Below are 15,419 nucleotides of genomic sequence, written 5' to 3'. Positions count from 1 at the left end.
TGGTTTCATAAAGTTAGTAACTGAGCTGACCAGTAAAGCTGTTAAACCATTATTTGCCTGTTCTGATAGAAGGGAGGCAAGTATCACTTCACATTATTGGTATTCAACAGATTCAAAAGTAGGGTTCAAGCCGGCTTTAAAAAGAATGCCAGTGTTACTAGACTTGGTCGGCAAAGAAATATCCTGCACGCTGTGGTGACGAAGTTTAAATGTTCGACTATCTTTTTGATTAAACAAATCGTTTATCAACTAGGTAACTTATGATTTTTACATCAAGGACTGACCGTCTAGCTCAAGCATCTATGCAATCCAAACTTAACCTATTTGAACAATACCTTTCGACACTTGAACTATCTAACAGTGGAACAATATTACATGCTAGCCAGCATTTTTTAGCCGAAGTTGGTTATCAGTTGACAGAGTTAGTTGGGCAACCGCTCAATCATATATTTAAGGGCTTAGGTAACGCTGCGCTTGAAACAAATACTGAATATAAAATCGCCACTAAAAACAAACGTACCCTATGGGTTAAAGTCAACGTCGTTGATCAAGCTAAAGGGCTAATAGAAGGCGCAAATACACTCCTAACACTATTTGATGTGAGTGAATATAAAGCAAAAACAATGGATTATGCAGGACAAGTTGAAGCGATTGGTAAATCGCAAGCAATAATTGAATTTGATTTAAATGGGGTTATTCAATCAGCAAATGATAACTTTCTTACCGCCATGGAGTATGAACGTCATGAGGTAATTGGTCAACATCACAGTATGTTCGCCGATGCAGAGTATACAGCCAGCAAAGAATACAAAGACTTTTGGCAAGCGCTAAAAAGCGGAGAGTTTAAGTCTGGTGAATATAAACGGTTAGGAAAAAATGCCAAAGAAGTCTGGATCCAAGCCACTTACAATCCTATTTTTGATACCAATAACCAACCCTTTAAAGTCGTCAAATACGCCTTCGATATTACCCAATCAAAAATACAAGCTGCCGACTATGAAGGCCAACTCGATGCAATAAGTAAATCTTTAGCAGTCATAGAATTTAATCTGGACGGCACCATACTGACTGCGAATGAAAACTTCTTGAAAGTAATGGGTTACACGCTTGATGAAATAAAAGGACAGCATCATAGCTTATTTGCTGAACCTCACTATGCAGCCAGCGCAGAATACCAAACGTTTTGGGCTAAATTAAATACTGGTGAATTCAGCTCTGGTGAATATAAGCGTTTAGCAAAAGGTCAGCGAGAAGTATGGATACACGCGTCATATAATCCAATATTTGATGTTAACGGCAATCCATTCAAAGTGGTTAAATATGCTTCAGACATAACCGAGCAAAAACAGCAATCCACTAACTATGAGGGTCAATTACAAGCCATTAGTAAATCACAAGCTATTATAGAATTTAATATGGACGGCACCATACTGACTGCGAATGAAAACTTCTTGAAAGTAATGGGTTACACGCTTGATGAAATAAAAGGACAGCATCACCAGCTATTCGCCGACGCACATTATGCAAATAGCCATGCATACAAAGAGTTTTGGCAAAAATTACAGCAAGGCAAGTTTCATTCAGGTGAATACCAACGTTTAGGCAAGGGTGATAAAGACGTTTGGATCCAAGCAACTTATAACCCGATACTAGATCCAAGTGGTAAACCCGTTAAAGTTGTGAAATTTGCGACAGACATAACCGAGCAAAAACGACAAAGCGCGAACTTCGAAGGCCAGCTGAGTGCCATTAACAAATCTCAAGCCGTTATTGAGTTCGATATGGACGGCACAATCTTAAAAGCTAATGATAACTTTTTAAACACCATGGGTTATCGTCTCGATGAAATCCAAGGGAAGCATCATAGCTTATTTGCGGAGCCAAACTATGCAGCCAGTAATGAATACAGTATGTTTTGGCAAAAGCTTAAATTAGGTCAATTTGATAGTGGTGAATACAAACGAGTCGGTAAGGGAGGCAAAGAAGTTTGGATCCAAGCAACATATAACCCAATTCTAGACACTAATGGCCAACCTTTTAAAGTCGTCAAATATGCCACCGATATCACCCAACGGAAGTTGGCTATTCGTTGCATCAAGGAAGCGATTATATCACTTTCAGAAGGGCATTTATCTCATAACATTGATGACGATCTCGGCATTGAATTTAATATTTTAAAAGAGGCGATGAACGGACTGACTCGTAGCTTAAATAGTATGGTACACGAAATAACTAACACCTCTAATAATGTTTATCAAGGCTCACAGAGCATAGCAACAGATAGCGAGGAGCTTAGTAAGCGGATAGAGCGCCAAGCGGCGAGCCTTGAAGAAACAGCCTCAACCATGGAGGAACTAACTGCCACAGTAAAACAAAATGCCAAAAGTGCTGAAGACGTATCTGTCCACGCAGATCAAGCTATGAGCAAGGCCGCGCAAGGGCAAGAAACCGTCTCTAATGCCGTGGATGCGATGTCGGATATTGAAGGGTGCAGTAATCGTATTTCAGATATTATTGGCGTTATCAATGAAATCGCTTTTCAAACAAACCTACTTGCTTTAAATGCTTCAGTGGAAGCTGCTAGAGCAGGAGAGGCGGGGAGAGGTTTTGCCGTTGTTGCAAGTGAAGTACGCAACCTTGCGCAGCGCAGCGCATCCGCAGCAAAAGAAATTAAACACTTAATCGAAGACAGTAGTTCTGCAGTTGCAAAAGGCAGTGAGCTCGTTGCGACCTCAGGGAAAAGATTTGCAGAACTCACTCAAGTTGTTCAAGAAGTAAATAGCATGATTATGGATATAACCCGAGCGGGGCAAGAACAATCGGAAGGCGTTGCCGCAGTATCATCTACAGTTGCTCAGTTAGACAATTTAACGCAAAAGAACATGCAACTGGTAGAGCAATCAACTCAAGCAGGTCAATTAATGCGACAACAAGCACAACACTTACTACAACAAGTCTCAACCTTTAAAGTGAGTGACACGCAAGAGTTACTGCTTGCACCAGAGCCACAAAAAATGTTCCAGCTAGTCTCAACTCGATAACTCATCTCCAGCGCTTTTTATTTAAAAAAGCGCTGATTTTATACACGTAATTAGCACCAATAAAAATTAACACTTAGTTTACAACTGCATTTGATCCTGTATGCTGATTTTAAACCTAAATTAGCAACTTTACTCTTTTCTACAAGGATCAGATCATGAAAACGATAAAAGTAATCGCCTTACTGTATGCATTTCTAAACTTTACCTATAGTCAAGCGCAAACAATTGAAACACGTGAAAACCTCTGTGGTAGTTATATCCAAGGTGTAACTGCTAGCCCTGAACATAGTGACGAAAATACGAATGAGCCACTACCAGCTAACAAGCATACTCGCTTTTTAGGGTTCGATATACTGGAAATAAATGATGTACCTTACTTGCAGGTGAGTGCTGCAAGTATGAATTCAGAAATACTTTTTATTGATGTACTAATCTCTGAAGACTACGCAATATGTGGCTCAGGTGAATTTTCAATATATAATCAGCCGAGTGAGCGCACAACACTACAAGTTGTGATCCCAGTAAAAGATATCATCGGACTCGATAATTCTGACCCAACTTTACAAATTGAAGTGTTTTCTCTTAATGCAAATAATGAATTTACATCCAATATGTATAACTACGATCGTCAAGCATTTAAGTCCCTCATCACTCATAGCCTAACGGATACACCGCATACACCCTATGCCTTAGAAGTCATACATCCTTCGGACCAGGTCGGTAATTATCACCATGATCCTCAAAAAAATAATAAAGTGATTTATTGTGCATTAGAGAGATATTATGACTGCGATTACTCCTTGTTAGATTTTTTAGACATAAATAACCAGTATTCTGGCCGTTTTGCATTTCCCATTAAAGGACAGTTTACTGTTGATGCGCATATCGTAAACTTGCTATTTCGGGAAGATCTAGATACTCATAACACTATCATTCCAACTGATTTCGGCGTTTGGTATCCCTATAACTCTTTCTACGAACTGGGTGCTTCACACCAAAGTGCCAAAGCATTTCTTGCGCCATATTTTGCTTTAACTCACTTTTCACACCCACAAACAGGTAAATATCAGACCACGATAAGCTGGGACATTCCGCTACAACATGGCGAGTTTCAGGGAAATAACCATTTTCAAAGAAGCCATGAGATCTATTGGATGATGAACTTTGCTTTTACTACCAACGATATGGGACCAAAAAAACGAGCATTAACACAAGGCATATCTCAACATCAGTACACGCAAGCAAACAAAACAAGCTTTTTATCTTTTACTGGTATCAAATATAATAAAGCCAGCCAACTCGCGCTGCTCCCTCTGATTGTCAATTAACTCATAGCGAATGAAGTTGCACTTACTTGCAACTTCATTCTGTAATTACCTGCAACCGTAATGATGAAACAACTGGGCACTTCGTACTTTAATGTTGTACAAACTAGCTAATCGTATATTATCCGAACACTCAGCGTGATTTTTTGATTGTTTTAGTTTACATTTACGTCATGTGCAAAAAGCACAGCAAAGGTGTTAAAAGGATTATGTTTCAAGGCTTAGAAAAAATGGACGACTGTTGGGTATTGGTTGTCGATGATTCGTCATTAATGAGACAATTGCTGCTCAGTAGTTTAAAACAACTATGTAAGGTCACAGCGGTTGAGTCCGCCGAGCAAGCCATTGATGTTTGTCGAGATGCTCAACCTGATTTAGTATTAATGGACTGGGTGCTAGAGGGGATGTCTGGAATAGAAGCATGCAAAAAAATGCAAAGTATTCCTGAGCTTTCTGAAATCCCCGTTATTTTCGTCACCTCAAACACCAGTGAAGCAAACCAAGAGCTGTGTTGGGAAGCCGGTGCCGTTGACTTTGTACCCAAGCCAATCGTTCCTAAAACGTTGCAAAATAGAGTTAAAACCCACCTCAAATATAAACGCCAAACCGACTTATTAAAACAATACTCTTTTGTTGATGGTCTGACCGGCATCTATAATCGTCGCTTTTTTGACTTAGAAATTGTGCGGTTACTTAAACAAGCAAATCGACTTCAACAGCCTTTTGCCACGATGATGTTAGATATCGACTTTTTCAAAAAATATAACGATGAATATGGTCACTTAAAAGGCGATGATGTACTAAGGCAAGTCGCTATGGCTCTCAAACAACAAGTGAAACGCCCCATTGATACCGTATTTCGTTATGGTGGTGAAGAATTCGTCGTTTTATTGCCTAATACAGCCAAAGAAGGGGCTAAAATCATTGCAGAACAACTTGTTGCAGCAGTGAAGAACCTTTGTATTGAAAACCGCGGCTCTCCCCTTGAAGTCGTCACTGTAAGTGTCGGGCTTGCGTTTCTAGCAGAAGGGGAATACTGCAACACAACCCAGTTGCTCCATCGTGCTGACAGTGCATTATATAATGCAAAAGACACTGGGCGAAATAAATACACGGTGTTTGCTTAAACGCTGATATTTAAACTCCTGTAGTAAAGCTCTTATGTAATCTCAAACAAGCGACGTCATAACAGGCATACTAAGCGTCTTGCTCTGCAGTAGCTTGCTTATAGTCAGGGGCAGCTTTAGTGATCACGGTGACGTGTTTGTATTTACAGCGCAAGGGTTGGGTTGAAACCCGTCTGTTAGTGGCAATAACTTCTTAGCAAACCCACAAAAAATCGTAAAATAAACTCACTCTTTATCGAGTGAGTTTATTTCAGTGACTACATTACTTCGTTACAGGGAAGCCTCTATCACGCATTAATGCACTTACATCAGCATCTCTGCCACGGAATAAGCGATAGGCCTCAGCAGGATCCATCGCATTTCTAACAGAAAATAAGTGTTCAACTAATTTAGCAGCAAGTGCTTTGTCATAAAAACCACCGGGTGCATCAGCAAATGCTTCTGCGGCGTCAGACGTCAGTACTTCCGCCCATAAATAACCATAATATGCCGCGGCATAACCCTCACCGGAAAAGATATGACCAAAGTGCGTGCTACGATGACGCATAACTAACTCCGTCGGCATACCTAATTTAGTTAATTGCTCTTTTTCAAACTTAGCAGGGTCGATTTTTGCAGGGTCGGTAGTGTGGTACAACAAGTCCATCATTGCAGATGCCATGTATTCCGTGGTCGAAAAGCCCTGGTTAAACGTTGAAGACTCTTTGATCTTATCAACCAATGCTTTTGGAATAGCCTCACCCGTTTCATGATGAACTAAGAATTGATTGATCACTTCGTCAGTAGTTAACCAACGCTCTAATAACTGAGACTGAAACTCCGTATAATCACGCACACCTGAGTGTGATTGAGGGTACACCACATCAGCTGATAAAAAGTGTAATGCATGACCAAATTCATGGAAGTAAGTTTCCGCATCCGACCAAGAGATCAACGTCGCTTTACCTTCAGGGCCTTTTACAAAGTTTGAGTTATTGGTGCTTAGTACATTTGTTTCACCATCCATTGTTGTATAGCTTCTAAATGTATTTGCCCATGCACCAGAACGTTTACCTTTTCTTGCAAACGGGTCTAAATACCACAACCCCACGTGTTTACCTGTTACAGAGTCTTTCACTTCCCATACGCGGACATCATCATGATAAACAGGTACTGAACCATCAGTTATCTCTGAAAATTCAAAATTAAATAAACGCTTAGCAACATAGAACATCGCTTCACGTAATTTATCTAGCTGTAGATATTGCTTGATCTCATTAGAGTCTAAGTCGTATTTATCTTTACGAACTTTTTCTGAATAAAAACGATAGTCCCATGGTGCAATAGTAATATTTGCACCTTCTTTATCTGCTATCGCCTGCATATCCGCAACTTCTTCTTCTACACGCGCAATGGCAGCAGGCCATACTTTATCCATCAGTGCCTTTGCGTTCGCGGGAGATTTTGCCATTCGATCTTCAAGACGCCACTGAGCATAGTTTTCATAACCTAAAAGCTGCACGCGTTCATGACGCAGCGTCAAGATCTGTTTAATCGTCGCATTATTGTCATATTGGTCACCGTTACCACCACGGTTATAATAGTTTTTCCAAACCTGCTCACGTAGCGAACGTTCAGTCGAGTAAGTTAAAAATGGATCCATTGACGAACGAGAGTTAGTAATTGCGAATTGGCCCGCTTTACCTCGTTCAGCTGCTGCCGATGCTGCACCCGCTATAAATGATTCAGGTAAACCTGACAATTGTGATTTATCTAAAAATACCACATAGCCTTCTTCATCAGCCAATACATTACTTGAAAATTTAGTGTGTAGTGTCGCTAACTGCTGATTGATTTCTGCATAGCGGGCCTTAGCTTCACCTGTTAACGTAGCCCCATTGCGCGCAAAACTGTTATACGTAAGCCAAGTTACTCGTTGTTGTTCTGGTGTTAGCGTTTTATACTCATCACTTTGATAAACCGCTTTAACACGATCAAATAGTTTACTATTTTGTGTCACCTTAGATGAAAAAACTGAAAGCTTCGGTGCAAGCTCTTTCGCTAATGCTCGAGACTCTTCTGATGATTTATTATTTCGCCAAATACCATAATACGTAAATACACGATCTAAACTTTTACCTGCCCGCTCTAATTCAACAATGGTATTTTCAAATGTCGCAGCCTCTGGGTTGTTGGCTACTTTTTCCACATCAGCCAAGTGTTCAGCGATCCCCGCTTCAAATGCAGGTGTTAAGTCGGCTAAATCCATTTTATCGAACTGCGGCACACCTTGAAATGGGCCTGTAAAAGGTTGCAACAGCACATTGCCTTGCGACGTTTGAACATTAGATGCTTGTACCACATCAGCATTAGAGCTGCAGCCACTTAGCGCAACCACAACGGCAAACCCGAGCGCAGTCATTGTTGTTTTAATCATTATTTTCTCTTTAATTTTTGGAATTATTTATTTATATACAGCCCATTTTAATCGGGACACTAAAACATGCAATTGATTCGCGGCAAAAGCCGGAATATTGCGTTTAATTAAAAAAGCACAGTTGCAATTAAGAAAGGATTGATGCAAGTTAGTAAAAAACCACTCTGGCCAGTGCAATGGAAATTGGTATTTTTATTTATAATAACGTCGAAGTACTGGATTTTTGCGGTCCTTTCGATGTTTTTTGCACAGCAAATCGTTTTACCGACCAACATATAAATGTCAGCCTTGTTGCCCCAACTCATTCCCCTGTAAAAACACGAGGCGGATTGAGTGTAAACCCCAATTACAGTATTCATGGGCACCCTAAGTTTGATTTACTTATAGTGGCTGGCGGGCAATACACCGAGGTGATAAATAACCCTACAGTTCTGCGCTGGCTTGCAGAAACAGCAAGGCATACTCCCAAATGCGCTTCGGTATGTACTGGTGTATTTATTTTTGCCCAAGCAGGTATTATCGACGGTAAACAAGTCACTACTCACTGGGCTAGTATTCAAGACTTACAAGATCAGTTTCCACAATTACATGTCATTAAAGAGCAAAGATTTACAATCGACAATAACTTTATTAGCTCTGCAGGTATAACCTCGGGTATAGATATGAGTTTATCAATTATCCAATCTCAGTTTGGCAAAGCCATCGCGACAAGAGTCGCACAATATATGGACTACAATACGGAGTTTTAAGGGGACGTTTCAATACACAAGACAGCAAACGCGTTAAACCTAACTTGCTTGTACATGCTGCATACTTTTAATGCCTTGATTAACAAAAATAAGTTCTTTTTCCATTTTTTTATAAAGAGGGGTATATCGTGCTGAACCTTGTTGCGCTGCAGCACACTCCTCCAATTCAGTCGCTAATAAATACAGATTATCAGCTCCAATATCACCAGCTTGGCCACGAATAGCATGGGCAACTTGTTTTACTCTATCATGGGCGCATGCTTCAATAGACGCACTTAAATCATTAAACTTACTCGGTGCGTCAGCGACAAATAACTCACAAATCATCGCATATAAGGCTCGGTCTCCTTGCATACGATCTAGCGCATCATCTACGTTAAATGAGCTTTTTTCTTCAAGCACATCTGAAATGGAAACATAGTCTGACTTTGAAGAGTCAAGTTCAGCACCTTGACTGTAGTTTACTAATATCTCAAACAAGCGGTCTGGGTTTACAGGTTTGGTAATATAATCATTCATACCAATTGCAAAACAGCGCTCTCTTTCTCCCGACATGGTCCCTGCCGTCATCGCTATAATCGGAATTTCAGCGTATTGGTCAGTCCCTTTCCCTGAGCGAACAGACTCAGTCGCTTCATAACCGTCCATCAAAGGCATATTACAATCCATTAAAATTGCCATAATATCTAAAGATTGCTCAGCAGCAATATTAAGCTTCTCTAGTAAATCTATCCCCGACTTTGCAGTGAGTACATCTACACCCTGAGCGCTAAGCATTCCCTTCGCAACCTCAAGGTTTATTTGATTGTCATCAACCACCATTACGATACTTCCAGCCAAAGATTTATATAGCTCAGACGCTTGTCCAAACGGTGGACTATATTCTATGAAGTCAAACATAATATGGGTTTGTTCTTGGTTGATAAGGGCAAGTACATCAAGGTAGCGTATTGGTTTAGCAATACTACATAGAATATTCTCAGGCAATTGACAATGTAAAGCATCATAAAAAACGCAGCACCTTAATTTTGCTTCATCATGCTGCAAATGCAGGTTTAAATGGCTGCTCTGAGAATCGATTAACCAATATTTAGCCTCTTCTTTGGTTGTTAGCTCACCTGAAAAGCGTACAATCAATTTTTCAAGAAACTGAAAAAACTCACTCGATGGACTTTCAATATATAGTTTTGAACCCGATAATACAGGCATTACATGAAGCGGCTTAGCACTGCTCACAGGGTAAGGTAACCGTAAGGTAAATTCACTTCCTCGACTTTTAACAGATGAAAATGAAATATCTCCCCCCATAAGTTTACATAGTTGCTTGCAAATAGATAAACCAAGTCCAGTCCCGCCATATTGACTCGTCACAGAGGCTGATTCTTGTGAAAATGCTTGAAATAACTTGTCATAATTATTTTTTGAAATACCCACACCGGTATCACGGACACTGACTTCTAACCAAATGCGATCATTATCTGTCACGGTTTTTGCGACTACATACACACCACCTTTATCAGTGAACTTAATCGCATTACTGAGTAAATTGTATAAAACCTGCTTGAGTCGACTTGAGTCACCAAACAGTCCCAAATAGTCAACTTCCAATGCATCAAGCTGATAATCCAAGTGCTTTTCATGGGCTTTAACGCCTATAGATGAGGTCACATGTTCCAATAACGTGATCGGATCAAACAACTCACAATCTAACTCCAATTTTCCGGCTTCAATTTTTGATAAATCTAGAATATCATTAATTAAACTCGTTAATGTTTGTGCACTGGTTTTCATCATTTCCAAGTAGTTTTGTTGCTGTTTTGTCACAGTCTCTCTACTCACAAGATTCAACGTACCTAATATTCCGTTTAATGGTGTGCGCATCTCATGACTAATACTAGAAATAAAAGAACTCTTAATATTCGACGCTTCCTCTGCTCGCTTTTTAGCACTTTCCAATTCGGCAGTACGTTCGGCAACTTGTTGCTCTAAGTGTGCATTGTTATGTTTGATTTTTTCTTTTGCTGTATTTTGTGCAGTAATATCTGTGACAAATAAAGCAAACCCTTGTGAGCCGGTATCCGTTCCACGTATTGGCGATACGGTTAGCTCCAAAGCAATGGCGCGTTCATCACCTTGCTGCAGACTAATTTCAAGAGGCTTAACGGTCTGGTTTTGACTTACCAACTCTAAAGTGTCCGTAAAATAGTTGTCCGACATATAGTGCTCTAGCGCATGGTAACCCAAACCAATATTACGTTTTAACTCAGGAAAAAAATTTTGAGCAGCACGATTAAAACTTGTTATTTGTAACTTTGTATTAAAACCAATTATCCCACCTGCAGCACCATCAATAATGTCAGCAAACTCAGACTGAGTGGCAATAAGTTTTTGGGAGTTTTTGAAATAAAACCAGATTATTACCAGAACAGTAATAAATATAATGCTAAAAACAAACAGTAAGCCATAAGTACTCACACGCTTCTCGAACAAAATCTCGGTATATTGAGCCACCGGTATTGCTGTCGCTATTTTTATTAACCCATACTGTGCACTTGATGAAGTTCTTAAAAAATCTTCTTTTACAATAAACTGCTGCTGAACATCTTTAGTCAAAGTCATCAAGCTTAACCCTCTTACAAACCAAGGAGCTTGCGAATACAGCGCTTGCCAGGTCATATCGGGGTTGAGATCTTTACTAAAACGCATTGTGGCATTTGAATGGTAAATAAAGTGCCCACTTTGATTCAAAAGCAGCAAATGCAATGCGGGATCTATATCACTATACAAATTCGTTAACAGTACTTCCGCATTAATATTCAACACTAAAACTGAAAATAAAACATTATTGTCATTATATACTGGCAGAGCAAAGCGCAGAGTCGGCTCAATAGGGTATACAATTGCACCTCTTTCTTTATTTAAGTCAATTTGAGATACATATAAACCCCTCTCTGTTAGCTTCAGAGTCTCTAAAAAGTATTCCTTACTTGCTTTGTTTTGTAATTTAGCTGCGGGCTGCACTTTTACAACGCCACCAAAACGATCAACTCGCACTAATTCATCGCCACTGACACCGTCAATAAGTCGAAGCTGGCGGATATCAGTATAAGTATGCATCATTGATTGAAATGTTGTACTCAGTCGCGTTTTCCATAATGCTAGCGAGGAGTCATCAATTGGCTCTATTTTGCTATTAAGTTGCGCACTAGAAACCCCCTGTATCGGCGGTGTTTCTAGTAAAAAATATAGAAAATCACTGTGACTCTTAATATATTCTGATAAATACTGTTTTTTACTCACTAGCAATTCAGATAAAGCGTCATTAACGCTCTCTTGCGCTTCACGTTGAATTTTTTGTTCAAAGAAAAACAGCGATGAGATCAACGCAACCGCAAGTACAACCAAGATAAAAGGAACTGATAACTGTCTAGCAAGCAGCGTTAAGGTCTTATGCATAATGCTCCTTCAATACGCCTGAGCGTCCTTGTTAACATTGAATAAGCCATGCAAACTACGTACTAACATGGTTGTTATTACACTTTAGAAGAAATCGATCAATTTACAACCTAACAAGCTGAACATTTCCAATACAAAGTCATTAACTTTTTAACTTGAACTCATCATGGCCTCTAATCATTGCCCTGTCACGACTTGATAAGGCGATACATCGACTAAAAAGGCATGATTGGTGTGCTGCAAAGTACAAGAACTAATTCAAAGTTGTATAAGGGTTGGGGTAGTCGTTAGGGTAGAGGAAGCGTATGTAACCGACAATTACAAAGAACCTTTTTATATTACTTCAATGTCAAAGTGCATCAGTTAAAGTGAACTGCAAATTAGTTAAGGGGCTGCTCATAAACCCCTTAATCATATTCTTTAACTCGTGATGCTACCATCACCTTGTGAATAAGAAAATAACAAGCTTTTTAGCCCCCCCTCAGGATTTATATCTACGAATGCAGAAGGATTTTTCAAACGCTCAATAAATTGCACATCTGGTGCTTGCGCTTGCATTTCATCAATTAAAAACTTTGACTCCAAGCTGGGGTCATTTACACAGGCGAGTACGTGTGCGTCATCGTTGAGTAATTCAGGTAGCCGGCGTAATATTTTCTTATAATCTTTCGTTAAAGCAAAACTGCCTTTTTGAAAGGTTGGCGGGTCAATAATGACTAAGTCATAGGGTCCAAATTTACGTAACTTACCCCATGATTTAAACAAGTCATGACCCAAAAACTTAACCTTGTTGGTATCATGCTCATTAAGGCGGTGGTTCTCTCTGCCTTTACTTAAAGCCGCTTTTGCCATATCTAAATTAACAACTTGAGATGCGCCACCCGCAATGGCCGCTACCGAAAAGCCACAAGTATACGCAAATAAGTTCAACACATTTTTTTGCTGCGCATGTTCCATAACCCATTTTCGACCATTTTTCATATCGAGAAACAAGCCATTATTTTGCTTTTGGCCTAAATCCAATAGAAACTTTAAGCCATTTTCAGTCACAACTTGAGTATGCGCAAGCGTACCAAATAACACATCCATTGGTGCGCCCGCTCTACTTCGGTGATGCAGTAACACACTATGCACATTATTTTGCCATATTTCTAATTGAAGCCACTGCTCAACGTGTAAAGTTAATGCTGATAGAAAATCTTCGGAATGTTCTTTGAACAAAGAAATTAAAATCTGCCCATTTAACCAATCAATGGTGATCTGCTCCAACCCTTCAAAGCATTGCCCTCGACCATGAAATAAACGAAAAACTTCATCTCCAAAACTATCGATTTGGCGAACATGTTGGTCAAGCGTAACTAAAGCAGAGGGAGTCATATTGTTATACACATCATCTTAAATGCCGACATTGTACTGTGCTGATGAAAAAGTAAAAGCCAGATTGAGCAGAAATCACGGGGAAAAACGCTCATGATTAAAAAAGAGACTATTCGGCTGAATAAGTGTGATTACCAAGGGAAACTGTCGGTCTAATTACCGAGCGACTTTGTCGTAAGTAGCATATCAGCCAGTTGCTAAACTGGCTATTGTTTATGCTGACTTTTGCAGAGCTTGTGATTTTTCAACTCTCAACGCAGTGGTATTCATATTGTTTCTTAACCATACACTGCGTACCCCATTTGGGCTAATATCAATGGCAAGCGCTTCTGTCAGCTTCATGGCGACTTTTTGCTGACCAAGGTGAGGATGTTCGATTGAGAACTGAACAACCGCTTCTTCGATTGCCATATCAACACAGTTTTTATGCCGTATATTCGGCGTTTCTTGCCGTTTTAATGCATCAGCACCTCCTTGTTTAAGCAGCTTTAGGTGACGATAAATAGTGTCTCGGGATATGCCACTTTGGCGTGATGCTTCGCTGACATTCCCAAGCTTCTCAACCAAGGCCATTACCTCTAACTTCTTCTGCACTGCTAAGTCTTCTGCGGCAAGCTTACTCGGCTCATTGACCTCTGAGATCTTGAGCTTGCGTCCAGCGAAGTGAGCAGTAAAGCCTTTCTTGTTGGAATTTCTGATTTCAATTTTTTGGTTGGCAATTGAATGCTTTAGCGGTGAATCGATCAAGTATAACTTGCTACCATAACTAAATGTGTGGTCGTTTCTGATTTTGCGGTGATCTTTAATCACGCAAATATCATCAAGGTTGATGTGTTTTGTTAGTGGTGTGAATTCTGATGCTTGATGTTTTGATTTTACTTGAATTCGAGGTTGCCAGAATTGCGGGATAAATACATGCTTAAGGTAAGCGTTGGCACTTGTTATATCTTTGATATTATTTAGCCTTAGTTCAGGCACCAAACGGTCTTGGAAGGTATCGAAGGCACGTTCAATACGGCCTTTTCCTTGCGGTGAATTAGCGAAGATAATCTCAATACCTAGTTCCTCACAGGCCCGCTGCATTTGTGAGAAATTACAGCGCTTAGGGCCGCCGAAGATACCCGCTCTATCCACGTAAAGTGTTTTAAATAGCCCCTTAGTTTCAATGCAATCTCGCATGACCTTCAAGCAACCAACGGTGGTTTCAGACGGAAAGAACTCTGCATGTACTTCACTAGTGGCATCATCAATCATGGCAATTAAGCAGTGTTTTTTATCACCAAACCAACGATGCGGGCTACCATCCATCTGCATCATTAAGCCTGCTGCTTCCATACGCTCTCTGCGTTTTCGAGCTTTACCGCGCCTACGTTTAGCCCGCTTTACATGGTGTATATCATGCGCCCAACCACGTAGCGTTTCGCGCTTCACAACAATGCGTTCGTTAACCTCTAGCTGTTCGGCAAGATGTAGCAAGTTCAAATCAAAATACTTGCCTTTGATTAAGGCTTGCACCGTTTCTTTAATCGAGGTGGGCGTTTTATTTGATGGCGACCTGCCACGATTAGCATGAATAGCAAACTGAATACCGACTTGTTTATATCGTTTAATATAACGTTCAATGGTTCGCCGAGACTTACTGAGCAGTTTGGCAGCATTAGCAATTGTTATTCGACCTTCAATAACTTTAGCAATAATATCAACGGTGAGTTGAGCTTTAGAATCCATCACAATCATCCTCAACATGCCTCTAGTGCTTAAAAATAAAACACTAACAAACACGTAAAAAAGTGACCGTCAATTTCCCTTGGTAATTAGCGACTACGACAGAATCGCCTGGTAATTAAGATGCGACAAAGTCGCTTGGTGTTAACACCTATTCGGCTGAATAAGTCTTAATTTGAACTGTCAGATTCGATTAACAGGAT

At 40.1% G+C, this 15,419-nt stretch carries 8 protein-coding genes; 4 read left to right on the top strand and 4 right to left on the bottom strand.

What is annotated here, in order from left to right:
- The first annotated feature begins 260 nt into the window (after positions 1–260).
- The 3 genes from PCIT_RS21365 to PCIT_RS21355 all read left to right on the top strand — a co-directional run bounded on the left by PCIT_RS21365 (position 261) and on the right by PCIT_RS21355 (position 5,493).
- Positions 261–3,041 (top strand): methyl-accepting chemotaxis protein, encoded by a 2,781-nt coding sequence (locus PCIT_RS21365; protein ID WP_021032360.1) that lies wholly within the window; start codon positions 261–263, stop codon positions 3,039–3,041.
- 155 nt (positions 3,042–3,196) lie between these two features.
- A complete protein-coding gene (locus PCIT_RS21360; protein WP_010364413.1) occupies positions 3,197–4,369 on the top strand; it encodes a hypothetical protein in 1,173 nt (390 codons plus the stop codon).
- A gap of 206 nt (positions 4,370–4,575) precedes the next feature.
- Positions 4,576–5,493: a GGDEF domain-containing response regulator gene (locus PCIT_RS21355; RefSeq protein ID WP_010364415.1), complete on the top strand. Its 918-nt coding sequence runs from the start codon at positions 4,576–4,578 to the stop codon at positions 5,491–5,493.
- 262 nt (positions 5,494–5,755) lie between these two features.
- On the opposite strand, the gene PCIT_RS21350 is transcribed toward PCIT_RS21355, so the two are convergent.
- Positions 5,756–7,909: a M3 family metallopeptidase gene (locus PCIT_RS21350; RefSeq protein ID WP_010364417.1), complete on the bottom strand. Its 2,154-nt coding sequence runs from the start codon at positions 7,907–7,909 to the stop codon at positions 5,756–5,758.
- A 176-nt stretch (positions 7,910–8,085) separates the two neighbouring features.
- Between PCIT_RS21350 and PCIT_RS21345 the strand changes: the two genes are divergently transcribed.
- Entirely contained in the window at positions 8,086–8,658 is a 573-nt protein-coding gene (locus PCIT_RS21345) for a DJ-1/PfpI family protein (RefSeq protein WP_010364419.1), read from the top strand.
- A gap of 39 nt (positions 8,659–8,697) precedes the next feature.
- Here PCIT_RS21345 and PCIT_RS21340 read toward each other — a convergent pair whose 3' ends face one another.
- The 3 genes from PCIT_RS21340 to PCIT_RS21330 all read right to left on the bottom strand — a co-directional run bounded on the left by PCIT_RS21340 (position 8,698) and on the right by PCIT_RS21330 (position 15,228).
- Positions 8,698–12,114: an ATP-binding protein gene (locus PCIT_RS21340; RefSeq protein ID WP_010364421.1), complete on the bottom strand. Its 3,417-nt coding sequence runs from the start codon at positions 12,112–12,114 to the stop codon at positions 8,698–8,700.
- 420 nt (positions 12,115–12,534) lie between these two features.
- On the bottom strand, positions 12,535–13,491 hold the full coding sequence (locus tag PCIT_RS21335; protein ID WP_010364423.1) for a class I SAM-dependent methyltransferase: 957 nt from the start codon (positions 13,489–13,491) through the stop codon (positions 12,535–12,537).
- 213 nt (positions 13,492–13,704) lie between these two features.
- Positions 13,705–15,228 (bottom strand): ISNCY family transposase, encoded by a 1,524-nt coding sequence (locus tag PCIT_RS21330; protein ID WP_021032359.1) that lies wholly within the window; start codon positions 15,226–15,228, stop codon positions 13,705–13,707.
- Between the last annotated feature and the right edge of the window lie 191 nt (positions 15,229–15,419).

It is taken from the genome of Pseudoalteromonas citrea, assembly GCF_000238375.3.
GTDB classification, from domain to species: domain Bacteria; phylum Pseudomonadota; class Gammaproteobacteria; order Enterobacterales; family Alteromonadaceae; genus Pseudoalteromonas; species Pseudoalteromonas citrea.
This window is presented reverse-complemented; position numbering and strand designations above follow the sequence as displayed.